This window comes from Peribacillus sp. ACCC06369 (assembly GCF_030348945.1).
In the GTDB taxonomy this organism is placed as follows: domain Bacteria; phylum Bacillota; class Bacilli; order Bacillales; family DSM-1321; genus Peribacillus.
Map to the genome: position 1 here is coordinate 198,293 of NZ_JAUCEN010000002.1, position 22,968 is coordinate 221,260.

22 protein-coding genes are annotated in these 22,968 nt (G+C 41.5%); 17 read left to right on the top strand and 5 right to left on the bottom strand.

Translation table 11 applies throughout. The features are described 5' to 3' along the window. The first annotated feature begins 34 nt into the window (after positions 1-34). The 10 genes from QUF78_RS01860 (at position 35) to QUF78_RS01905 (ending at position 13,394) form a co-directional block, all read left to right on the top strand. A complete protein-coding gene (locus QUF78_RS01860) occupies positions 35-235 on the top strand; it encodes a cold-shock protein (protein WP_034304915.1) in 201 nt (66 codons plus the stop codon). A 522-nt stretch (positions 236-757) separates the two neighbouring features. Then, positions 758-1,129, top strand: a complete 372-nt coding sequence (locus QUF78_RS01865; protein WP_289323366.1) for an ArsR/SmtB family transcription factor — start codon at positions 758-760, stop codon at positions 1,127-1,129. Continuing rightward, positions 1,122-3,245 carry a heavy metal translocating P-type ATPase gene (locus QUF78_RS01870; protein ID WP_289323367.1) on the top strand — a complete coding sequence of 708 codons (2,124 nt, stop codon included), beginning with the start codon at positions 1,122-1,124 and terminating at the stop codon, positions 3,243-3,245. Before QUF78_RS01865 ends, QUF78_RS01870 begins: the two co-directional genes overlap by 8 nt. A gap of 401 nt (positions 3,246-3,646) precedes the next feature. Next, entirely contained in the window at positions 3,647-4,912 is a 1,266-nt protein-coding gene (gene hflX / locus QUF78_RS01875) for a GTPase HflX (protein ID WP_289323368.1), read from the top strand. Between the two features lie 714 nt (positions 4,913-5,626). Next, positions 5,627-6,985 (top strand): NAD(P)-dependent oxidoreductase, encoded by a 1,359-nt coding sequence (locus QUF78_RS01880; protein WP_483313875.1) that lies wholly within the window; start codon positions 5,627-5,629, stop codon positions 6,983-6,985. A gap of 26 nt (positions 6,986-7,011) precedes the next feature. After that, positions 7,012-8,298 (top strand): NAD-dependent dihydropyrimidine dehydrogenase subunit PreA, encoded by a 1,287-nt coding sequence (preA, locus tag QUF78_RS01885; RefSeq protein WP_289323370.1) that lies wholly within the window; start codon positions 7,012-7,014, stop codon positions 8,296-8,298. 14 nt (positions 8,299-8,312) lie between these two features. After that, the gene (gene hydA, locus QUF78_RS01890) at positions 8,313-9,731 is read left to right on the top strand and encodes a dihydropyrimidinase (RefSeq protein ID WP_289323371.1); all 1,419 of its coding nucleotides are present in this window, start codon (positions 8,313-8,315) and stop codon (positions 9,729-9,731) included. Between the two features lie 42 nt (positions 9,732-9,773). Then, complete coding sequence (locus tag QUF78_RS01895; RefSeq protein WP_289323372.1) at positions 9,774-11,258, top strand: NCS1 family transporter; 1,485 nt, start codon at positions 9,774-9,776, stop codon at positions 11,256-11,258. A gap of 18 nt (positions 11,259-11,276) precedes the next feature. Continuing rightward, on the top strand, positions 11,277-11,492 hold the full coding sequence (locus QUF78_RS01900; RefSeq protein WP_057915016.1) for a hypothetical protein: 216 nt from the start codon (positions 11,277-11,279) through the stop codon (positions 11,490-11,492). A 267-nt stretch (positions 11,493-11,759) separates the two neighbouring features. After that, positions 11,760-13,394, top strand: a complete 1,635-nt coding sequence (locus QUF78_RS01905; protein ID WP_289323373.1) for a PucR family transcriptional regulator — start codon at positions 11,760-11,762, stop codon at positions 13,392-13,394. A gap of 126 nt (positions 13,395-13,520) precedes the next feature. Here the strand turns inward: QUF78_RS01905 and yhfH (QUF78_RS01910) are convergent, their stop codons facing one another. From yhfH (QUF78_RS01910) to yhfH (QUF78_RS01930), 5 genes are read right to left on the bottom strand one after another with little or no spacing between them, the layout of a single operon-like run. Continuing rightward, positions 13,521-13,661 (bottom strand): protein YhfH, encoded by a 141-nt coding sequence (yhfH, locus tag QUF78_RS01910; protein ID WP_289318694.1) that lies wholly within the window; start codon positions 13,659-13,661, stop codon positions 13,521-13,523. Positions 13,662-13,689: 28 nt separating this feature from the next. After that, a complete protein-coding gene (gene yhfH, locus QUF78_RS01915; RefSeq protein WP_289318696.1) occupies positions 13,690-13,827 on the bottom strand; it encodes a protein YhfH in 138 nt (45 codons plus the stop codon). A gap of 29 nt (positions 13,828-13,856) precedes the next feature. Next, positions 13,857-13,994: a protein YhfH gene (yhfH, locus tag QUF78_RS01920; RefSeq protein ID WP_289318696.1), complete on the bottom strand. Its 138-nt coding sequence runs from the start codon at positions 13,992-13,994 to the stop codon at positions 13,857-13,859. Positions 13,995-14,024: 30 nt separating this feature from the next. After that, a complete protein-coding gene (yhfH, locus tag QUF78_RS01925) occupies positions 14,025-14,162 on the bottom strand; it encodes a protein YhfH (RefSeq protein WP_289323374.1) in 138 nt (45 codons plus the stop codon). A gap of 40 nt (positions 14,163-14,202) precedes the next feature. Next, positions 14,203-14,337: a protein YhfH gene (gene yhfH / locus QUF78_RS01930; RefSeq protein WP_289318698.1), complete on the bottom strand. Its 135-nt coding sequence runs from the start codon at positions 14,335-14,337 to the stop codon at positions 14,203-14,205. Between the two features lie 514 nt (positions 14,338-14,851). Here yhfH (QUF78_RS01930) and QUF78_RS01935 point away from each other — a divergent pair. The 7 genes from QUF78_RS01935 to QUF78_RS01965 all read left to right on the top strand — a co-directional run bounded on the left by QUF78_RS01935 (position 14,852) and on the right by QUF78_RS01965 (position 22,968). Beyond that, positions 14,852-15,742 carry a diacylglycerol/lipid kinase family protein gene (locus QUF78_RS01935; protein ID WP_289323375.1) on the top strand — a complete coding sequence of 297 codons (891 nt, stop codon included), beginning with the start codon at positions 14,852-14,854 and terminating at the stop codon, positions 15,740-15,742. 307 nt (positions 15,743-16,049) lie between these two features. Next, complete coding sequence (locus tag QUF78_RS01940; protein WP_289323376.1) at positions 16,050-18,083, top strand: Na+/H+ antiporter; 2,034 nt, start codon at positions 16,050-16,052, stop codon at positions 18,081-18,083. A 99-nt stretch (positions 18,084-18,182) separates the two neighbouring features. Further along, positions 18,183-18,719, top strand: a complete 537-nt coding sequence (locus QUF78_RS01945; RefSeq protein WP_289323377.1) for a GNAT family N-acetyltransferase — start codon at positions 18,183-18,185, stop codon at positions 18,717-18,719. 172 nt (positions 18,720-18,891) lie between these two features. Further along, positions 18,892-20,277 (top strand): protoporphyrinogen oxidase, encoded by a 1,386-nt coding sequence (locus QUF78_RS01950; RefSeq protein ID WP_289323378.1) that lies wholly within the window; start codon positions 18,892-18,894, stop codon positions 20,275-20,277. Positions 20,278-20,448: 171 nt separating this feature from the next. Continuing rightward, positions 20,449-20,991: a helix-turn-helix domain-containing protein gene (locus QUF78_RS01955; protein WP_289323379.1), complete on the top strand. Its 543-nt coding sequence runs from the start codon at positions 20,449-20,451 to the stop codon at positions 20,989-20,991. Positions 20,992-21,065: 74 nt separating this feature from the next. Continuing rightward, positions 21,066-22,175, top strand: coding sequence for an ABC transporter ATP-binding protein (locus tag QUF78_RS01960; protein WP_289318704.1), 1,110 nt, complete (start codon positions 21,066-21,068; stop codon positions 22,173-22,175). Further along, positions 22,165-22,968 carry an ABC transporter permease gene (locus QUF78_RS01965; RefSeq protein ID WP_289323380.1) on the top strand — a complete coding sequence of 268 codons (804 nt, stop codon included), beginning with the start codon at positions 22,165-22,167 and terminating at the stop codon, positions 22,966-22,968. Before QUF78_RS01960 ends, QUF78_RS01965 begins: the two co-directional genes overlap by 11 nt.

Genomic DNA, 22,968 nt, shown 5'->3' on the forward strand with positions numbered 1-22,968 from the left:
ACAATGTGCTTAAATGCACTAGGAGGCAACAACAATGGAACAAGGTAAAGTAAAATGGTTTAACGCAGAAAAAGGTTTTGGATTCATCGAACGCGAAAACGGAGACGACGTATTCGTACATTTCTCAGCTATCCAAAGCGAAGGTTTCAAATCTTTAGACGAAGGCCAAGAAGTTACTTTTGAAGTAGAACAAGGTCAACGTGGACCTCAAGCTTCTAACGTTCAAAAAGCATAATTTCAAAAACAAAAAAAGACAGATCCTAGTAATGGGATCTGTCTTTTTTTGTTTTGAAAAAAACATTACAAAAAACCCTGCTCAACGAAAAGCAGGGTAAACGGTACAAGTAAAGTAAAACGCTTAAAAAGGTTTGACTAAGTATATCATAGTTTTTCTAGAAAATACTAAATTAAATATATAATACTTATCAAGGTACTGTTAGGGAATTACTGAAATCATTGGATTGAAGGGACATGAAGGAATTTCTGTCCCCTCTTTTTTTTGTCACGAAGATAAAAGTGATTCGGGAAGGTTGGATGGGTTCCTGGAAAGAGGACAGCCTGCCCTTTAAGGGCGGATCAAAATCGTGGGAAGTGAAACAAAAAACGATGGCCCTCATATAAAGGCATATAGGGCACTTTCGTTAAGGTATCGGAAAAGGAGAAGCAAGAATAGTAAACATTCAAATATGGATTTGAATATTCAGGGAATTATGTTATATTATAATCAAACGAAGATTTGAATGAGAGGTGTGAGAAGATGGCGGAACTGAAAGATATATGTGATGTCCACCTGCATGATGAAGTGAAGGTTAATCGCATTCAAGAAGAAATGAGCCAGGTGAATATATCCAGCATGTCGAAGCTGTTTAAAGTGATAGGCGACGAAAATAGGGCAAAGATAGCTTATGCGCTCTGTACGGACGAGGAATTATGTGTGTGCGATCTGGCCAATATCATTGGTGCTTCGATGGCGACAACGTCACATCATCTTCGTACCCTTTATAAACATGCAATCGTAAAATACCGAAAAGAAGGAAAGTTAGCTTTTTATTCTTTGGACGATCACCATATTAAACAATTGATTCTCATTGCATTAGAACATCAGCAGGAGGTAAGGATCGATGGCTGAGTCCCCATTAAAAACATATCGTATTCAAGGTCTATCTTGCACGAACTGTGCGGCTAAATTTGAGAACAATGTCCGTGATCTGGAGGGTGTGGAGGATGCCAAAATCAACTTTGGGGCTTCAAAGATTTCGGTACAGGGTAGCGCGACCATTGAAGAGATTGAAAAGGCGGGTGCTTTTGATAACCTGAGAATCCGTGGTGAGCAGGAACGGGTGACGCAAAAGGAACCATTTTGGAAGCAAAAAGAAAATATTAAAGTGGTGTTCTCGGTTATCCTTTTGCTAATCAGCTGGATATTGGATAATCGATATGCTGATGGAGGCATCATGCCGGTAATCGGTTATGCGGCTGCAATCATTGTTGGCGGATATTCATTATTTGTCAATGGGTTGAAAAACCTCGTCAGACTTCGCTTTGATATGCACACCCTTATGACGGTTGCCATCATCGGAGCGGCTGTGCTGGGTGAATGGGGTGAGGGGGCAACTGTTGTCATTCTATTTGCAATAAGTGAAGCACTGGAAAAGTATTCGATGGATAAAGCCCGGAATTCTATAGAATCATTAATGAATATCGCACCTAAAGAAGCCTTGATCCGTAGAGGACATCACGAAATGATGGTTGCTGTTGATGAGATTGAAGTGGGCGACATCATGATCGTTAAACCCGGTCAAAAACTTGCTATGGATGGCAGGATCATGAAAGGGGCGTCGACACTTAATCAAGCAGCCATTACAGGGGAGTCTGAGCCGGTTTTTAAAACGGTTGAGGGTGAAGTATTTGCCGGAACCTTAAATGGTGAAGGATTGCTCGAAGTGAAGGTCACGAAGCGAGTCGAGGATACGACTATTGCAAAAATCATCCACCTTGTTGAAGAAGCACAGGCTGAAAAGGCCCCTTCCCAAGCATTCGTGGATAGATTCGCAAAATTCTATACTCCGGCCATTATGCTTATAGCCTTGGCCATTGCCGTGGTACCCCCGATTGTGATGAACGGGGATTGGAGTGAATGGATTTACCGGGGATTGGCTGTACTGGTTGTCGGCTGTCCTTGTGCATTGGTCATTTCTACCCCCATCGCCATTGTGACAGCTATCGGAAATGCCGCGAAACATGGTGTGTTGATTAAAGGCGGGGTCCATTTGGAGGAAACAGGAGCCTTAAAGGCGATTGCATTCGATAAAACGGGTACTTTAACAAAGGGCGTACCGGAAGTGACTGATTTCAAAGTGTTATCCGATGTGTTGAATGAACAGGAGGTGCTGGCGATCGCTGCTGCTTTAGAAAGCAGATCACAGCACCCACTTGCCACGGCCATTCTTCAAAAGGCGGCAAATCATGATGTGAATTATCATTCTGTAGTAGTAGAGGATTTTACTGCGATCACGGGTAAAGGTATAAAAGGGAAAATCAATCAAGAAATCTATTACATTGGTAAACCCCATCTCTTTGAGGAAGTGACAGGCCTAGTATTCTCTGATGATGTCCTTAATTTAATCAGCGGCTATCAAAATGCAGGGAAAACGGTGATGGTGCTTGGCGATCAAATGAAGCTCCTGGCACTCATTGCTGTGGCAGATGAAATAAGGGAAAGCAGTAAGGAAGCAATTCGGAAACTGCATGCATTGGGCATTGAAAAAACGATAATGCTGACCGGGGATAATATTGGAACGGCAAAAGCTATTGGAGCGGCAGCAGGCGTTCACGAGATCGAGGCGGAGCTATTGCCACAAGATAAACTGACCATCATCAAACAATGGAAACAAAAATATGATCGAGTGGCCATGATAGGCGATGGTGTCAATGATGCTCCGGCCTTGGCAGCTTCCACGGTAGGAATTGCAATGGGCGGGGCGGGTACTGATACGGCCCTTGAAACAGCCGATATTGCCTTGATGGGTGATGACTTATCGAAGCTGCCGTATACAATCAGCTTAAGTCGCAAAACATTAAAAATTATTAAGCAGAACATCACGTTTTCATTGGTGATAAAAATCCTGGCGTTATTATTGATAGCACCGGGCTGGTTAACACTTTGGATGGCAATTTTTGCCGACATGGGTGCGACGTTATTAGTTACATTGAACAGTCTTAGATTACTGAGAATAAAAGAATAGAATGATATGGGCTTCCTGGTGCTTATTAAGGTTCGGGGAAGCCTTTTTTTATGCACTTTCCAATTGTTTCATGTGAAACTTTGAAAAAATGCATCCATTTTTCCTTTGAAAACGTAAATGGATCAGAGCACTGAAAATGTTAAGGGTGTCCCAAGGGAAAAATCATGATAGTCAATCTATAGTAAAAATATCAATAGGATATAAAATGACAGGTCCTAATCAGTCTGTTATTTTTTTGTTGAATTTTCTTTTAAGTAAAAGGAATTCTAATAAGAACATTTGCTTGGGCAAGATCGTTATCCAAGAGATGGTCAGTATGCTACAATGTGGCTGACTTAGAAGCATGGTAGGTTTGTTTAAGTATAATATAGGGAGTAAGGTATGTACGGAAAGGATTTGAAATGATGGAATTACAGCAGAGGGCAATCTTGGTTGGCGTCAATCTCAACGGTCAAAAGGATTTTGAGTATTCAATGGAGGAATTGGCCAATTTAACGGAAGCGTGTGAGGTAGAGGTTGCAGGGACCATCACACAAAATTTGCATCGGGTGAACTCATCACATTTTATCGGTACCGGGAAGATTGAGGAAGTAAAAAATCTCGTTGAGTATAAAGAAGCTAATGTCGTCATTTTTAATGATCAGCTCTCCCCTTCGCAACTTCGGAATCTGGAGAGGGACATGGATTGCAAGGTGATCGATCGGACAATCTTGATTCTGGACATCTTCGCGCATCGGGCGAAAACGAAGGAAGCGCAGCTTCAGGTGGAAGTGGCGAAGCTTCAGTATATGCTCCCGCGTCTCGTTGGTTTAAGGGAGTCATTAGGGCGTCAAAGTGGTGGAGTCGGTACAAACAAAGGGGCAGGTGAAAAGCAGTTAGAGCTTGACCGCAGGAGAATCGAGGAAAATATAAGTGTTTTGAATAAAGAACTGGAAGACCTTGTTGCACACCGGCAAACGCAGAGGAAACAGCGAAAAAAGAATAGCATCCCTGTCGTATCCTTAGTCGGTTATACCAATGCAGGGAAATCTTCGATCATGAATGCTCTGATTGGGATGTACCATCCAACAGCCGAAAAGCAGGTATTGGAAAAGGATATGCTTTTCGCTACACTTGAGACATCCATACGAAACATACCGCTGCCGGATAACAAGGAATTCTTATTGACGGATACGGTGGGCTTTGTGTCTAAATTGCCCCATCATCTTGTGAAAGCATTCCGATCCACCTTAGAAGAAGTGGTGGAAGCGGATTTGTTGATCCATGTTGTCGATTTTTCCAATCCTAATCATGAACAGCAAATAGAGATAACTGATAAGACGTTAAATGAGATAGGCATTAAAGGGATTCCAACGATTTTTGCCTATAATAAAGCGGACCTTACCGATTTGGAAATCCCTCAGGTGAATCGTGGCTCTGTATATATGTCAGCGAAAAACAAAGTTGGCATCGAGGAATTGATCAATCAAATTCGCAAGCATATTTTTGTCGACTATACTCACTGTGAAATGCTGATTCCATTTGATCAAGGACAGCTGGTTTCCTATTTCAATGAAAATGGTCATATTACGGAAACTGAATATGAGGCAAACGGATATCGAATTAAGCTTGAGTGCAGGAAAACAGATTATGAGAAATATAATCGGTACGTTATTCATCAAGAATGAGATTGGTTGTTGATAAGTTGTTAACAGCATGTTGATAAGTGGAAAAATAAATTGGTAAATGTGGATAACTTTTGTATATGTGCTTCTGTTCTGCGAAAACAAAGAGAATAAAGCAATATGTTTTGTGTATAAGTTGTGGATAAAAGTAAAAGTCCTAGGGAATCTTGAATAAAGTTTCTGGGCTTTTTTTTATGTGGACAAAGTGTTGATAAGTAGATTTTCGGAACAAATCATCAAAGAATATCATTAGGTATGATGAATAATAAGTTTGAATGTAGAAAAATGACGATGTTTATCATTTATTGTTAGGAAATATAACATGGATATTACATATTGCATATCTTACAGCTGGCAATACTTTACACTTTGTATAATGTAACTTACTTTTCAACATTATAAAATAAAGAATACTCATTTCTAAGATAATCATCAGGATTTGAGTTTTTAAGATTAGTAGGGGGGGCTTTTTATGGCCGAAGGAAGCGGGGACCGAGGCATGGCCAGTGAGAGAATGATAGAAAATAATATACGGAACGAGAGAATTCTGGCAAGGAAATCGCCATGACTGTCTGTTGAATAAATTGGTGAAAGCCATGTGGCAATTTTTTCAATCCTTTAAATGTGTGAGAATTGTATTTTTAGAGTAATGGATGCAAATCCTCCCTTTTTATTTTTCAAAAAATAAATTTTTGGAAGGAGAAATAGTGGATGAGTATGACTAGCCCGTTAAAAGGTGGCCTAGAGATTAACTTTCAGGAAGCGGAGAGGGGTTTGTCCCCTAGGGAAGCTTTGGAAGAATCGAATCGATGTTTATACTGCTATGACGCCCCATGTATCCAAGCCTGTCCGACAGGGATAGATATTCCAAGTTTTATTAAGAAGATAGCTTCAGGTAATTTTAAAGGTTCAGCCAAGACGATCATGACGGCCAATCCTGTCGGTGCCAGCTGCGCGCGGGTATGTCCGACAGAAGAGTTATGTGAGGGGGCATGTGTCCTGAACCATTCTACAAAGCCAATCATGATTGGCGATCTCCAGCGTTATTCCACAGATTGGGCCATCCAAAATAAACAAGCCCTGTTCAAGGCCGGGAAGAAGAATGGCAAAAAAGTTGCCATTGTAGGAAGCGGTCCAGCGGGCTTATCTGCAGCAAGGGAATTAGCCTTGCTTGGCTACAGTGTAACCATTTTCGAAGCTGAAAAAAATCCAGGCGGTTTAAATACTTACGGAATTGTGTCTTTCCGTTTGCCTCAGAGCATTTCTTATTGGGAAGTCGAACAAGTGAAGAGTTTGGATGTTGAAATTAAAACGAGTACACGGGTCGGGGTTGATGTTTCCGTAAATCAGCTGACAGCCGACTATGATGCGGTCATTTTAGCGATTGGCATGTCCGATGTTCCGAAGCTTGGAATTGAAGGAGAAGATTTGGATGGAGTTTATGATGCAATCGAGTTCGTCAAAGCAACGAAAACGGAGGCCATCACTAATAAATTCATTGGGAAGAAGATGGCGGTAATAGGGGCTGGAAACACGGCGATCGATGCAGCGACCTGCTCTGTCCGACTGGGTGCCGAACAAGTGAGCATTATTTATCGTCGTACCCAAAAGGAAATGACAGCTTATGATTTTGAATATGAGTTTGCCAAACAAGAGGGTGTCGGGTTTCACTGGCTGACTAACCCCTCCAGGATCCTATCGGATGAAAGCGGTCAGGTAACGGGCATCGAGTGTGTGAAAATGGTTCTTAGCGAGGCAGGGGATGATGGCCGCCGCCGTCCAGTCCCGATTTCGGGATCAGAGTTCGTCATACCGGTTGATGGAGTCATTCGTGCTATAGGCCAATCCAGGTATATAGGATTGATTGAACAGTTTGGCATACAACATGAAGATGGCGTCGTTACATTGGAGGGAGATTCCTACAGAACATCTAATGAAAAAGTTTTTGCGTGCGGGGACGTGATTTTTGGAAAAGGCCAAGGTGAAGCAATGGTTGTTTCAGCTGCCCAGCAAGGGAAGAAGACAGCCTATGAAATTGACTCGATTTTAATGAACGAAGCGGTGGATATTGCTTAATAACTATGAAAATTAGGAGGCTAATCATGGCTGATTTATCAATTGATCTCGCAGGTATTAAATCTCCCAATCCTTTTTGGCTTGCTTCAGCACCACCTACTAATTCGGGTTATCAAGTACAGCGGGCATTTGAAGCTGGCTGGGGAGGAGCTGTTTGGAAGACATTGGGTGACCCCATCCTGAATGTCTCATCACGTTTTGCAGCTGTCAGTTTTAATGGACAGAGAGTTGCCGGGTTCAACAATATAGAATTGATTACGGATCGTCCGCTTGAAGTGAATTTGAAAGAAATATATGAAACGAAGAAGAGATTCCCTAATCATGCAATCATTGCATCAGTGATGGTAGAGCCACAACAGGAAAAGTGGCATGAGATCATCAAGCGAATAGAAGATGTAGGGGTTGATGGTTACGAATTGAACTTTGGCTGCCCGCACGGTATGGCAGAGCGGGGGATGGGAGCTGCTTCGGGACAGGTTCCCGAACTTGTGGAAAAGCAAACATATTGGGCGAAGGAAGCTGCATCCAAACCGGTCATCGTCAAGCTTACACCGAATATTACCGACATTACAGTTACGGCTGAAGCGGCGGTGCGCGGCGGTGCGGATGCAATAAGCATGATCAATACAATTAACAGCTTGGCAGGAGTGGATATCCATTCATGGAATACGATTCCCCATGTAGGCGGAAAGGGAGCTCACGGAGGGTATTGTGGCCCTGCTGTGAAGCCAATCGCATTGAACATGGTGGCAGAGTGTGCAAGGAATCCAATGATTAATGTTCCCATTTCCGGAATAGGCGGCATTTCAAATTGGCAGGATACAGTGGAATTTTTATTGATGGGTTCAACGGGAGTGCAAATTTGTACGGCTGCCATGCATCACGGTTTTAGGATAGTGGAGGACATGATTGATGGCCTGTCCAATTACCTTGATGAAAAAGGGATCTCGTCTGTGATGGATATTGTCGGTAAGTCAGTACCGCGCTATTCCGATTGGGGGAATTTAGACCTTAATTATAAGGTCGTTGCACGCATTAATAATGATGTGTGCATTAACTGCAACAAATGCCATATTGCCTGTGAAGATACTTCTCATCAATGTATAGATATGTTAAAGGACACGTCAGGCAGCTCCTTCTTGCGAGTGCGCGAGGAAGATTGCGTAGGCTGTAATCTTTGCTCGATCGTTTGTCCGGTAGATGGGGCTATCGATATGATCGAATTGACAAATGAGTTACCGCCAATGACGTGGAATGAACGCCAATCGTTCCTTGGGGGCATCGGCAGTGAAAGTGTTGATTTCGTAAAATGATGGAGGGGACGAATTTGAAGAAAATCATTAAAAATGGAACGATCGCTACGGCTGCAGATACGTATCAAGCCGATATATTAATTGAAAATGAGAAGATTGCAATGATTGGCATGGACCTGACTGCTGAGGGGGCTGAAATCATTGATGCAAAAGGTGCTTATATTTTTCCGGGAGGCATTGACCCACATACCCATCTCGATATGCCGTTTGGGGGGACAACGACAAAAGATGATTATGAAACGGGGACGATTGCGGCTGCCTATGGAGGCACGACAACGATCATTGACTTTTGTTTGACCGAAAAAGGGGTGCCGTTAAAGAAAGCGATAAAAACATGGCATGAAAAGGCCAATGAAAAAGCGGCCATAGATTATGGTTTTCATTTAATGATCAGTGAGATTAATGATGAGGTATTGTCTGAGTTGCCAAGTATCATCGATAATGAAGGGATTTCTTCCTTTAAAGTGTTCATGGCTTACAAGAATGTTTTTCAAGCCGATGATGCCACGCTATACCGCACTTTGTTGCAAGCGAAGGAACTTGGTGCACTTGTCATGGTTCACGCTGAAAATGGTGATGTCATCGATTATCTTACAAAGCAGGCGCTTGCTGAAGGTAACACAGATCCAATTTATCATGCGTTAACAAGACCGCCAGAGCTTGAAGGGGAAGCAACTGGACGGGCAGCTAAACTGACGGAAATGGCAAACGGTCAGCTCTATGTCGTTCATGTCACCTGTGCAGATGCAGTTGAAAAGATTATCGAGGCCAGAAATAAAGGGGTGGATATTTGGGGGGAGACTTGTCCGCAATATTTGGTCCTTGACCAATCTTATCTCGAAAAGCCCAATTTCGAAGGCTCTAAGTATGTATGGTCCCCGCCATTAAGGGAGAAGAAAAACCAGGAAGTGCTTTGGAATGCTTTAAAAATGGGACAGCTGCAAACGATCGGCTCAGATCAATGCTCTTTTGACTTTAAGGGACAGAAGGACCTTGGACGTGAAGATTTCACGAAAATACCGAACGGCGGTCCAACGATTGAGGACCGCATGAGTATCCTTTTTTCAGAAGGCGTCAAGAAAGAGCGTATTACCTTGAATCAATTCGTCGACCTGACTTCCACGCGTGCTGCGAAACTATTCGGGTTATTCCCTAAGAAAGGGACGATTGCAGTAGGGTCTGATGCTGATATTGTCATTTTTGACCCGGAAGTGGAAAGGACCCTTTCTGCAGATACTCATCACATGGCTGTGGATTATAATGCGTTTGAAGGTATGGAAATTACAGGTGAACCGGTTTCCGTCTTATCCAGAGGTCAATTCGTCATTAAAGACAAACAATTTGTAGGTGAGGCTGGAAAAGGGCAATTCCTGAAACGGGCAAAATATAATACGGCTCTGAAGCCGCATTCAGGGAAAAAGCTTCCAGTCTGACTTCGGTAAGGAATCATGCAAATTAATATAGGGGGATTTTATATGAGTGAGAAGAAAGATTATTTAAAGTCTCCCGATTTGCTGCCTATACCTCATAGTGAGAAAAACATAAGTGCAGCCGGATTTGGTTTTATTTGGGTGGGCATGGCTGTAGTATTGGCTGCCTTCGCGATCGGTGGGAACGGTGTTCAAAGTTTATCTTTAGGCTGGGTCGTTCTTGCAACGATCATTGCCTGTGTGGTTCTCGGCTTTCTGATGACAATGACAGGGGATATTGGTGTTGAGCACGGAATATCCTTCCCAGTCTATATGAGGGCGCCGTTCGGTACGATTGGCACCCATATCCCTTCGGTTGTACGGGGGTTTGTAGCTTCATGCTGGTTTGGCCTTAACACATACTTTGGAGCTACCGCAATGAATGCTATCTTTACAACCCTTTTTGATTTTGATAATTGGTTTATCTGCTTCCTCATTTTTGCCGTTTTACAATTGGTCAACACAGCAATGGGAATAAAGTCGATAGAACGTTTTGCCGACTTGGCAGCGCCCGTTATCATTTTAATTTCTGGCTGGATGTATTTCACTCTTTCCGATCAAGCTGTGGCCCAAGGAAGGGATGTATGGTCCTGGATTGAAAGTCCGGTCACTGGCGGGGCTGCCGTTACGGCATTCATGGTCGTCATTATGGCCAATATGGGATTTTGGGGCACATTAACTGCAGATATGCCAACACTCTCCCGCTATATAAAGGCACCAAAAAATGAAAAAAATTGGTTCAAGCGCAATAAGGGGCAGATAATTGGGAATATTATCACCTATCCCATCACTCAGACTTTCATGGTCATAATCGGAGCGGTTTCTTATATGGCTGTTTCCAATTATGATCCCGTAGTTGCTATTCAGGGATCAGCAAGTGGAGTTGCTCTCGGGGTCCTATTAATCATGATCGTATTTGCTCAATGGTCGACGAATACTACGGCCAATGTCATTCCCGCAGCTACCATTTTCTCCAATATCATGGGTCCTAAAATGCCATTTTGGGCAGGCGTCGTTGTAGCAGGGGTTATTGGGATAGTAGTTCAGCCATGGAGCCTGTTCGGCATCATAATAGAAGTTTTATTAATAATAGGTGGAATCTTGGCATCCATTGTCGGCATCCTGATAGCGGATTATTATTTTCTCCGTAAACGGCGGGTTAATGTCCAGGAGCTCTATGAGAGCGATGGTCAGTATAAATACTTGAATGGAGTGAATTGGGCAGGAATCATTTCTTGGGTGATTGGAGGAATCGGTGCAACGATTTTTTCAAATTATTCGTTTATTATTGGCTTTGTTCTTGGGAGTGCAAGTTATTATATCTTGGCTAAGTATTGGTGGTTCAAGAAATATGAACAAGCTGAAATCATTGATCCAAGCGATGAGAAATATTTGGGTATTTCCGTCGGCAGGGATTGGAAAGTCGAAAAAGGTCCAGAACTTGAAGAAGAGATGGTTATTACGGCTTCAGCTGGTAAGGGGAACGTGTAAAAAAAAGGGGGAATGGAAATGTCCGAATATCAAGAGTATCGCTTAGAAAGGGAACAAATTGATTTTTTACTTGAAAGAGGATATCGAATCACCCGGGTTTCAGAAAATTTAAGCGGAGCTTTTCTCGATTTTGAACTGATTGAAGGAACGAAGCAGGAATGGAAGCAATTGAACATCAAAACCCCTGAAGGAAGAAAATACTTCTCTACCCTGCTTTTCAGGAAATTGAATTGAAATAGTTATGAACCGGGCCTATTCCACATGAATGGGTCCTTATTCTTGTACCTGTTTAGACTTTCATTAAAAGAGGGTAATGATAGATGTTGAAAGTGAATGAACAGGTAATGTGGATTTTTGTTTTCCCAGGAGCCATGTGCGTGTGGAAAAGTGGCGAATTTTTTGTAGAATTTTGACGTTAGATTTTCTGACAAGTGTCTGGAGATTTAAGGATTGTCCGTTTATAATAGATTTTAAAGCAGTTTTATAAAAGGATGTGGATGGATGAATACATCGATTACAATCGAGGAAATTCTAACACGCAAGCATTTTAATCTGACGGATATAATTGCAGGTAGCAGTGGGATAAAGCGTCAAGTGAAGTGGGTCCACTGCATGGAAGTCACCCAAATCAGCCATTTGTTAAATGGAAATGAACTGATTCTGACTACCGGTTTAGGGTGGAAAGATTGCGATGACACATTTCTATCTTACTTAAAACAGTTAATTGAATGTAATGCAGCTGGACTCTGTATAGAGATTGGCGCCAACACCATGGCAGTGCCGCAATGTGCAATTGATCTTGCAAATGAACAGCAATTCCCTATCATCCTTTTTCATGAAGAAGTCCCTTTCGTGGAAATCACTCAGGATATTCATTCCCTTATCATCAATAAACAATATCAAATGATCTCCAACTTAGAAAACTACTCCCAGCAGTTAAATAAAAATCTCCTCGAAATTGACCATTATGAACCAATTCTAAAATTTCTCCACAGCTATTTAAATGTACAGGTTATTCTTATCTTCAATGAGAACGATATAGCCAGCATTCCAAAAACAAAGAAAAAAATAACCTATCAAATGGTAGCGGACATATACGAAGAAAAGCGAAAAATGGATAAATCCGTTTTTAGACAGCCAATTCAAGTACTTGGTGAAAATTATGCGGAACTGCTTATTTGCAGCAACGACAGAGAACTGACGGACTTTGATTCACTGATTTTGGATCGAACGGCTACCGCATTGGCACAGCATCTATTAAGGGAATTATATATAGAAGAAAAGAAAATGTCGGAGGAGAGTAAATGGCTTACAAATTGGATTGAAGGTGAGTATAGTGACGAAGCAATCCGGGAAAGGCTTTCCTATATTGATCCGAAAATGCAGTTGGATGGCGGAATTGTTTGCATTTGCAAACAACACCCAAGGTATAATAAAAGTTCTGCAAAATTAGATGGAACCTATTTTAAGATAATGTTTAAGACAGTTTTTGAACAGTACGGCTTTCAGATATTTTCTATGGAAATACATCAGCATCTAGTTTTTATTTTAGGTGATAATCGTTCATCTGAAGATTGGAAATCAAGGGTGACAAGCGCAGTGGACCGAATCATGAAAATGGATGTAAGCGGGCGTAATCGTATGAGTCTGCTTTCCATTGGTTTTGGAAAGCATGTTCAAAGGTTAAGTGAGATTTATAAAAGTTATGAAACGGCCCGCGAGACTCTGCTGCTTCAGGATACCTTACCAGAGGATAACAGGAGCTTCTTTTATCAGGATTTACATATGCATCGCATGATTTCGCTCATAAATAAACATGGTAATCTGGAGGAAACGGTGCATGAGTATTTAGGTCCCGTCATTGAATATGACAAGCAAAACAATGGTGAGTTAATGCCAACCCTGAAGACCTATCTTGCTTGTAATGGTTCTAAACAGGAAACATCAAAACAACTATTCATTGTCCGGCAAACGCTATATCATAGGCTTGAAAAATTGGAGAAACTTTTAGGTGCGGATTTTATGCGTTCAGATAAGCGTCTTGGCCTTGAATTCATGATTTTTGCATTGGACTTCTTACAGTACAGCAGCAGGAAGGTCAGTGGAAAATATGTAGATAAATATATTGGTAAGTAAAAAATAGTTGCGACTGCAGGGTGTCCCAAGGACATCCTTTTTTGAATGTAAGGAAAGGGAAACTAATACAAGGTTAATGCTGACATCAAAATGGCCTTTATAGCTTTTTGATGTCAGCATCTTTTTTTAATATTCATCTTTTTTGGAAAGGCAGTGGTCACATTCCAAGAGGTAGGACTCTGCTTGTTCAGTGATATGAGTACCGCATTCCGTACATTGTTTAGGTGGCAGTGACCTGAAGAATTCCAATGGGTTTTTAGTTTGCATGATGGTTCCTCCTTATGATTTGGTTTAGTTAGTCTTCGCGTTTGGAAAGGCAGCGGTCACATTCCAAGAGGTAGGATTCAGCTTGTTCGATGATATGGGTGCCGCATTCCGTACATTGTTTAGGTGGCAGTGACCTGAAGAATTCCAATGGGTTTTTAGTTTGCATGATGGTTCCTCCTTTTTGAATTGGTTTAATTAGTCTTCGCGTTTGGAAAGGCAGCGGTCACATTCCAAGAGGTAGGATTCAGCTTGTTCGATGATATGGGTGCCGCATTCCGTACATTGTTTAGGTGGCAGTGACCTGAAGAATTCCAATGGGTTTTTAGTTTGCATGATGGTTCCCTCCTTTTTGAATTGGTTTAATTAGTCTTCGCGTTTGGAAAGGCAGCGATCACATTCCATTAAGTAGGATTCGGAGTGTTCAATAATATGGTCACCGCACTCAGGGCAATTTTTAGCAGGGATATTGTTGAAAAATTCAATGGATTTTTTCAGTTGCATGATTATTTCCTCCTTAATAATGTTTTTTTTTTCGACCGAATTATTCTTCACGTTTGGAAAGGCAGCGATCGCATTCCAACAGATAGGAATCTGAGTGGTCCACATGTGTTTCACCACATTCAGGGCAATATTTAAATGAATCGATTATGAATGAATCTGATTGATAATCTTGCATGTCTCGCTCCTCCTCTTTATAGTACAGTTATTGTTGTTTGTTTGTTGTTATAATACAGTATATACCCGAATTTGGAAAATGTATAGGTATTTTACAGAAAATTTGAAATTTATTTCATGTAGAGTCTGAAAACCCTATAGAGAAGGGGTTTATCAGCTATTATTTTTTGTTTTTTTCTTCATGGTAAGGAGGGATTTGAAGAGAAAATTCATTTTATAGATGAAAAAAAATACGAAGGAGCGAAAGGGACAGACAATTTTCAATTGATATGAATAGGTGTAATTGTAACAGATGTAGAACAGGAAGATCAGTGATCAATGAATGCCTGTTTCACAGTCCATGTAACAATAAGAGCTTGTTCTAAAATGACAGCAAACCGTCTAAACTGAAGCAATAATTTGGAAGTTACTGGATAACTTCTTTATTCAACAATCAGAAAAATTGTCCGTTTGGTTTTAGTACTTCAGTAAAGAGGTAACTTGCTAATAGAAGTACAAATAATGGGAGGTAGCATATGTCGAAAGTGATGATTATCATAAATCCATCTTCAGGTAAGGAAAAGGCAGGAAAGATTTTGCCGAAAGCGGAAAAGGCGCTTGGTGATATTTATGATGAGGTGTCCGTTAGGAAAACCGAAGGAGAGGGGGATGCTACGGGTTTTGCTATGGAAGCCTGTGAAGAAAGGTTCGATGCGGTCATTTCCATGGGTGGGGATGGAACGGTGAACGAGATAGTGAATGGCTTGGGCGAGCAGCAACATCGGCCAATTTTCGGAATCATTCCACTAGGAACCATTAATGATTTTGCTAGATCATTGGGTATACCCATGAATCCCGATGCAGCTATTGAGATACTAAAGGATATGCATATTAAGGAATCGGACATAGGGAAGATCAATGATCGTTACTTCATGAATGTGTTGGCAGTAGGGGCAATCGCCGAGGCTACCTATAATGTGTCCGTTGAACAAAAAACCCGACTGGGGTCTTTTGCATATTTCATTGAAGGAGCAAAAGCAGTCATTAAAAAGAATCCGTTTCCTTTAACGGTTGAACATGATCAGGGCAGGTGGATGGGTGAGGCTCATTTACTGATTGCGACAATGACTAACTCTGTCGGCGGTTTCGAACAACTTGCACCGGAGGCGGAAGTGAATGATGGAAAGCTGCACACATTCATCATTAAGGATTTATCTCTTCCTCTTATCGTCAAGATCATTCCCAGTTTAATGAGGGGAGAGATCAAAGGACATGATGAGGTTGAATATATTCAAACATCCAAGCTCCATTTATCCACAACAGAGGAACTTGCAGTCAATATAGATGGTGATGAAGGCTTTCTTCTTCCTTTTAAGGCGAATGTACTGCACAAACATCTTCGTCTGTTTGTCCCGGGAACAAAATGAGCGTGTTAGTGCCAACTTGTTATGTGGGTCATATCTTTCACAATGACCATTGTCATTATCATGTGGGAAAAGCTGATTAGGATAGCCAATCAGCTTTTTTCCATTCAATAGACGGTCACCATATTTTCCGATGTAAATCCGTTGAGGTATTGGGTTGATTTTGTATTCATAAGGTCCTTTGCTTATATAAAAAGCATCATTATTCAGGAGGGTTCTAGGTTAGAATAGTTAATGCATGAATGGTTGGGTATAAATATGTTACGCTTATAGTTATGATAATAGATGAGAGAGGAAGTTTGATGTTTGTATGGAGTTTTTCCTTGTTATATTAGCCCTTCTTATATTGATTGGAGTGTCTAATGTAATTAACCATTTTATACCTTTTATACCTGTACCATTAATACAAATAGCACTAGGTGTCATACTGGCACTTTTACCCTTGGGTATGCATGTTGAGATGGAGACGGAATTGTTTTTGCTGCTATTCATCGCGCCCCTTTTATTCAATGATGGCAAAAATGTACCCCGCACAGCGCTATGGAAGTTGAGAGCACCCATTCTAATGCTTGCACTGGGCCTAGTATTCATAACGGTTTGGGCAGGCGGGTATCTAATTAATTGGATGATTCCATCGATTCCATTGCCGGCAGCATTTGCTTTAGCTGCCATTTTGTCACCTACAGATGTAGTGGCAGTAAGCGCTTTGGCGAGTCGGGTTAAGCTGCCTAAGAGCATTATGCACCTTCTCGAAGGAGAGGGGCTAATGAATGATGCCTCAGGTCTGGTTGCCTTCAAGTTTGCCGTAGCAGCTACAGTCACTGGTGTTTTCTCCTTAGTCGACGCAACCTTCAGTTTCATATGGATTGCAATTGGTGGGTTTGTAGGTGGAGCAATACTTGCTTTCGTTGTAATCAGGCTTCGTGTATTTCTTCGCCGCTTAGGGATGGAAGACGTCACGATGCATATGTTGATCCAAATCCTAACTCCTTTTATTATTTTCCTCGCTGTGGAACATTTCCACCTTTCTGGGATTTTAGCGGTCGTGGCTGGGGGAATTGTCCATGCCATTGAACGAGATCGGGAAATATCACCAACTGTAGAACTTCAGGTCGTTTCAAAGAGTACATGGTCCGTCATTTTATATGTATTGAATGGACTTGTATTCGTTTTGCTTGGCTTGCAAATCCCAAGCGTTGCGAAGACTATCTTTCAAGATCCAGCCTTCAATAATGGACAAGTGCTCCTTTATATCGTGATCATTACACTTTTCCTCTTCGCTTTACGATTCATTTGGCTTACGGCTGCCTGGTCGATTGGTTGGATGACGAAAAAAGCAGGCGCCCAAAAACCAGACTTCAAAGCTGCCGGAATCATTACCATTTCCGGTGTTCGCGGAGCTGTAACGTTAGCGGGTTCGTTCTCGATTCCATATGTATTGGCAGATGGAAGTCCTTTTCCTGAGCGTTCGTTAATCATCTTCATCGCAGCAGGCGTCATATTGCTGACCTTGATTGTTGCAAGTGTATTTCTGCCAATCGTAGCACGATCCGAAGAGGAGGATGTAGTGGACAAGCAGGCTGACAAAACGAAAGCTGCTGCCATTCACACACATCAAGCGGCCATCCGGGTGGTTGAGTCCCAAATGACAGATGAAAACCGTGAAGCGGCTTTATCGATTATTTCGAGGTACTGTTCAAAGATCAATGAATTGTCCTATGTAGAACAGGAGAAAGAGCCAGCTGCATTAAGAGAAGAAGAGAAGGTCCTTCGCTTCAAGGCCCTTGAAGCAGAGGAAAGATTCCTTGATAAACTTATTAAGGATGAAAAAGTGGATCGGGAGACGGCGTATATATGCAAGGAATACATCCAGCGTATGGAAGGCGCGGTCACAAACCGAATGAAATTCCGTTTTTTCAGGACAGTAACGCTTTTCAGAAGAAGTATGCTGAGGGTTTTTAAATTATTTTTCCCTAATAAAAGTGAAATAAGAAGGATCAATATAGAAAGATTGGAAAAGGTGAGAGACCTTAAAATCAGGATGTACAAAGCCGCCATCCAAGAGATGCAAGCGGGTATCACTTCTGAAAATCATGAGACATCTTCGATGATCATAGAAGAGTATAAAGTGTTGATTTTAAAATGCAAACGGGAAAATAGAGGCCGAATCCCTAGTAAAATGGTCGATTATGAAAGGGAACTATTTTATAAAGCGATTCAGGCGGAGCGGGACGAAGTGCAGGATATGTTTGAAAAACGACAAATTTCCCGTGATGTTGCCAATATACTCCGACAGCAAATCAATTTACGAGAAGCACTGACAATCAATGAAAAAACCCATTGATTGACTTAAGGAGCGCTGCCGAAATATTCGGCAGTGCTTCTTCCCGTTAGGGGAGGGATTTTAAGAGGAGGCATGGAATCTTTAAGTATCCAATAATTGATGAAAGTGGTGTGCCCAATGGAACAGGACAAGGAAATCAAGACCGTTACCTTAACGCCTTATTTACCGGAACATCTTCACGAGCTTTCCCAGTTTTATTTACCGGATACACAAACCCCTTTTTCAGCTTTGCCCGAAGAGTCACTGAAATATTGCCGGGAAGATTGTGACAGGCATCCTATCGTAATATTGGTTGAGGGTATCCCAGTTGGCTTTTTCGTTTTACATATTGGCGAGACCATCACCCCTTTCACCAACGATAAAAAAGCGATATTACTCCGTGGATTTCTTGTTGATCAAAAGCATCAAGGTAAAGGAGTTGCAATGAAAGCTTTGCAAATCCTTCCGGAATTCGCAAAAGGGATTTTTCCAAACAAGGATTCGATCATTCTGGCAGTGGACGTCATGAACGTGATTGCAAAAACGCTTTATGCGAAAGCGGGGTATCAGGATACAGGGATTCAAAAAGAAGGCAGAAGCGGGTTGATGGAAATAATGGAGTATAGATTAGATACGATGAACAAGGATATGGAATAAGAAACGACAAATTGGCATGTAGCCTTTTCCAAAGAGGAGAGGTCTTTTTTTGTCCAATTTGTTACAGGTTTCATTACGAAACTAATGATTTAGAAGGGCCGTTTTTAATATTGCTGCTGCCTTATGGTACACTTTACTTAATGAAAATTTCGTTAATCGAGGTGTAGTCCTAATGAAAACAATCGTAGTCGTAGGTGGAGGCATTACCGGTTTATCAACCATGTATTATTTACAAAAAACGGCTAAAGCGAACAGTCTCTCCGTACGATTGATATTAATAGAAGGAAATGAGAAATTAGGCGGTAAAATCAGGACAGTGCATGATGGTCCTTTTAAAATCGAAGCGGGTGCCGATTCGATTGTCGCAAGGAAGCAAAATATAGTACCATTTCTTGAAGAATTGAACCTAGAGGACCAAGTTGTCTATAATGCGACGGGAAAATCATTTATCCATACGGATGGCATGCTGAAGGGAATCCCGGAAGATGCCTTATTCGGAATTCCAATGAGCCTGGAGTCCCTGGCGAAAAGTGATCTGGTTTCCGCACAAGGGAAGGTCGACGCCTTAAAGGATTTCTATACAAAAAATGAGACGTTTACGAAAAATGACTCAATCGGTTTATTCCTTGAAAGTTTCTTAGGTAAGGAATTGGTGGAAAAACAGATATCACCTGTCCTATCGGGCGTTTATTCAGGGAAATTAAATGAATTGACCATTGCCAAAACACTGCCTGAGATGCTGGATTATAAAAATGAATATGGCAGCATAATACGCGGTTTATCGGAAAATAAGCAGAAATACCAAAGCAAGGGAAATAGGAAGTTCCTTTCGTTTAAAAATGGCTTATCGGCATTGATTGAACGTATTGAGGAGAGCCTCGATATGGTGGAAATTTTAAAAGGGATCAAGGCAGAAAAAATTAGAAAGAATGATCAGGGGTATATCATTTCATTGGCAAACGGTGAAACGCTGGAAACGGACTTCATTGTTTTGAGTACACCGCATACAGCTGCCCAGAAACTATTGGGTGATCGGGAGTTGGATCAAGTCTTCGCTGGCTTGATCAATAGTTCAATGATTAGCGTTTATCTTGGATTCGATATCCCGGACAGTAAGCTTCCTAAAGACGGGACTGGTTTCATTGCAGGTGATAATAGTGATTTGATCTGTAATGCATGTACCTGGACAAGCCGGAAATGGGAGCATACTTCTGAAAACAGTCAGCTTTTAGTAAGGCTTTTTTATAAAAGCTCAAGTCCGGAATATGAACGATTACGGTCCCTTACAAACCAGGAATTAATTCAGGTGGCTTTACGCGACATTAAAAAAAGTTTAAGTATTTCTGGGACTCCAATTACAAGTGAAGTGACGAAATGGCATGAAAATATGCCAAACTACCATATAAAACATCCTCAAATCGTTCAATCCCTGGAGGCGAAAATCTCCGAGAATTATCCGAATGTTTTACTTGCGGGCTGTTCATACAATGGTGTTGGAATCCCGGACTGTATTGCAGATGGCGAAAAGAAAGCGCAAGAGATTTGTCTGAAGCTGTAAAAGAAGGACTGCCAGTAGGCGGTCCTTTTTTCATGCATTCCTGGAACTTTCAATTGAAGTTTCCAGTATTTCCTGTATAATAATATTCGTAAAATTAAACTGGAAGTTTACTTATATAAAACTTTATCTACTGTGGGTTTACTATAAGTAAACCAATTGAGGGTAAATAGGATGCAAATTGGAAAAAAAATTAAGAATCTTCGCTTGAAAAAAGGATTGACCCAGGAAGAATTGGGGGAAAGAACGGATTTAAGCAAAGGGTATATTTCACAGTTAGAAAGGGATCTCAGTTCCCCTTCAATTGAAACTCTTTTCAACATTTTAGAAGTACTCGGCTGTAAGCCGAAGCAGTTCTTCGATGAAGAGGATCACGTCCAAAAAGTGGTGTATGAAGAAGAAGCGCAAACATTTTTCATTGATGAGGAACGAGGGTATCAAATCCAGTGGCTCGTGCCTGAATCGAATGAGAAGGAAATGGAACCGATTCGCTTGACTCTTCAGGAAAAAGGGGAGTTCAAACAATTTGAACCATCCTTGTCGGAAACATTCGGTTATGTATTAAGCGGAAGAGTCATTGTAAAGCTTGGTACTCATGCGTATTTCGTCAAGGCAGGGGAATCGATTTATTTTCATGCTTCAGATGAACATCAAATCATCAATGATTTTAAAGGTCCATCCGAGTTATTGCTAGTGGTGACGGAATCCTACTTGTAGAATTCAAGACAAATGCATTGGTTCATTTAAGGTAAAGATGGATGAAGTAAGGGAATGGAAAGAGGGAAGTAGCTATGGCAAACGGGAATATAATACGCTTCGATCAGGTTACGAAGCAATTCGATGATGATACGATAGTTCTCGATAATGTTAGTTTTGAAATCGAGAGAGGGAAGTTCTATACGCTCTTGGGTCCTTCCGGCTGTGGGAAGACCACGATCCTTCGCTTGATTGCTGGATTTACGGAGGCATCCAAAGGTGATATTTACTTTGAAGGAAAAAGGATCAATGATGTACCAGCCAATAAAAGGCAAGTAAATACGGTATTTCAAGATTACGCACTTTTTCCGCATTTAAATGTGTTTGAAAATGTAGCATTCGGCCTTCGGATCAAGAAAATGAAAAATACGGAAGTGGAAAAAAAGGTGAAGGAAGCCCTTAGCTTTGTAAATTTGGAGGGTTATGATAAACGGGAGATCAGGGAAATGTCCGGTGGTCAACGGCAAAGGGTAGCGATTGCCAGGGCGATTGTTAATGAACCGGCAGTCATCCTTCTTGATGAACCGCTATCTGCCCTCGATTTGAAATTGCGTACAGAAATGCAATATGAATTGCGGGAGCTGCAACAAAGACTTGGAATCACGTTTATCTTCGTCACTCATGACCAAGAGGAAGCATTAGCGATGTCAGATGAGATTTTTGTCCTTAACAAAGGGAAAATTCAGCAAAGTGGGACCCCTACGGATATTTATGATGAACCGCTGAATCGATTCGTTGCCGATTTCATCGGTGAGTCTAATATTGTAAAAGGAAAAATGATTGAAGATTACCTCGTGGAATTCGTCGGCAGACAGTTCGAATGTGTCGACCAAGGATTGAACAGTAATGAAGCTGTCGATATTGTCATCCGCCCGGAAGATTTAGAGATAACCTCCGTCGATCGCGGAAAACTGCAAGTTCGGGTGGACTCCCAGCTATTTCGTGGTGTTCATTATGAAATCAGCTGTTATGACCATGATGGAAATGAATGGCTTGTCCAATCAACGAAAAAAGTGGCGGTGGGAGATGAAATAGGTCTTTATTTCGATCCAGAATCGATTCATGTCATGCGATTGGGTGAAACTGAAGAAGAATTCGATAAGCGTTTGGAAGCTTATCATGATGGGGAAAGTCATGCAGAATAAAATATCCCGGAATATTTACTTCATACCCTATGTCTTATGGATTGCTTTATTCGTGATTGCACCCATTTTGTTAATCCTTTACTATTCCTTCTTTGACATTGAAGGCAATCTCTCTTTGATTAACTATCAAAAGTTCTTTACGCCAGTATATTTAAAAATGACTTTAAGTTCATTTTGGTATGCTTTCCTGATTACGGGAATATCCCTTTTAGTGGCTTACCCGACAGCATATCTATTAACGAAAACCAAGCATAAGCAGTTGTGGCTTTTGTTGATTATCGTACCTTCCTGGATCAATTTACTTTTGAAAGCTTATGCCTTCATTGGTATTTTTGGCACGTATGGTGTGGCGAATGGTTTTCTGGAGGCTGTAGGGATTGGAAAGCAGCAGATTCTCTTTACGGATTTCAGCTTCATCTTCGTTTCGGTTTATATTTTCATCCCGTTTATGATTTTACCGATATTCAATGCGCTTGATAAAATGAATCCAACCCTTTTGGATGCGGCCAACGACTTGGGAGCGTCCCGATGGATGACATTCCGCCGCGTCATTTTTCCATTGACGTTAGATGGTGTGAAGACGGGATGCCAGGTAGTCTTCATCCCGGCACTTTCATTGTTCATGCTTACAAGGCTGATTGCCGGTAACCGCGTCATTACGCTTGGTACGGCTATCGAGCAGCACTTCCTTGTGACACAGGATTGGGGCATGGGTTCCACTATCGCGGTATTTTTGATTATTATAATGTTCCTGATTATGTTTGTAACGGGTAACCGAAAGCAGGGTGTGTAA

Bases quoted from the DNA above. Each gene is read 5' to 3' on its own strand.
- QUF78_RS01860 (WP_034304915.1), top strand. From the start codon at position 35: ATGGAACAAGGTAAAGTAAAATGGTTTAACGCAGAAAAAGGTTTTGGA.
- QUF78_RS01865 (WP_289323366.1), top strand. From the start codon at position 758: ATGGCGGAACTGAAAGATATATGTGATGTCCACCTGCATGATGAAGTG.
- QUF78_RS01870 (WP_289323367.1), top strand. From the start codon at position 1,122: ATGGCTGAGTCCCCATTAAAAACATATCGTATTCAAGGTCTATCTTGC.
- hflX (WP_289323368.1), top strand. From the start codon at position 3,647: ATGATGGAATTACAGCAGAGGGCAATCTTGGTTGGCGTCAATCTCAAC.
- QUF78_RS01880 (WP_483313875.1), top strand. From the start codon at position 5,627: ATGACTAGCCCGTTAAAAGGTGGCCTAGAGATTAACTTTCAGGAAGCG.
- preA (WP_289323370.1), top strand. From the start codon at position 7,012: ATGGCTGATTTATCAATTGATCTCGCAGGTATTAAATCTCCCAATCCT.
- QUF78_RS01895 (WP_289323372.1), top strand. From the start codon at position 9,774: ATGAGTGAGAAGAAAGATTATTTAAAGTCTCCCGATTTGCTGCCTATA.
- QUF78_RS01900 (WP_057915016.1), top strand. From the start codon at position 11,277: ATGTCCGAATATCAAGAGTATCGCTTAGAAAGGGAACAAATTGATTTT.
- QUF78_RS01905 (WP_289323373.1), top strand. From the start codon at position 11,760: ATGAATACATCGATTACAATCGAGGAAATTCTAACACGCAAGCATTTT.
- yhfH (WP_289318694.1), bottom strand. From the start codon at position 13,661: ATGCAAACTAAAAACCCATTGGAATTCTTCAGGTCACTGCCACCTAAA.
- yhfH (WP_289318696.1), bottom strand. From the start codon at position 13,827: ATGCAAACTAAAAACCCATTGGAATTCTTCAGGTCACTGCCACCTAAA.
- yhfH (WP_289318696.1), bottom strand. From the start codon at position 13,994: ATGCAAACTAAAAACCCATTGGAATTCTTCAGGTCACTGCCACCTAAA.
- yhfH (WP_289323374.1), bottom strand. From the start codon at position 14,162: ATGCAACTGAAAAAATCCATTGAATTTTTCAACAATATCCCTGCTAAA.
- yhfH (WP_289318698.1), bottom strand. From the start codon at position 14,337: ATGCAAGATTATCAATCAGATTCATTCATAATCGATTCATTTAAATAT.
- QUF78_RS01935 (WP_289323375.1), top strand. From the start codon at position 14,852: ATGTCGAAAGTGATGATTATCATAAATCCATCTTCAGGTAAGGAAAAG.
- QUF78_RS01940 (WP_289323376.1), top strand. From the start codon at position 16,050: ATGGAGTTTTTCCTTGTTATATTAGCCCTTCTTATATTGATTGGAGTG.
- QUF78_RS01945 (WP_289323377.1), top strand. From the start codon at position 18,183: ATGAAAGTGGTGTGCCCAATGGAACAGGACAAGGAAATCAAGACCGTT.
- QUF78_RS01950 (WP_289323378.1), top strand. From the start codon at position 18,892: ATGAAAACAATCGTAGTCGTAGGTGGAGGCATTACCGGTTTATCAACC.
- QUF78_RS01955 (WP_289323379.1), top strand. From the start codon at position 20,449: ATGCAAATTGGAAAAAAAATTAAGAATCTTCGCTTGAAAAAAGGATTG.
- QUF78_RS01960 (WP_289318704.1), top strand. From the start codon at position 21,066: ATGGCAAACGGGAATATAATACGCTTCGATCAGGTTACGAAGCAATTC.
- QUF78_RS01965 (WP_289323380.1), top strand. From the start codon at position 22,165: ATGCAGAATAAAATATCCCGGAATATTTACTTCATACCCTATGTCTTA.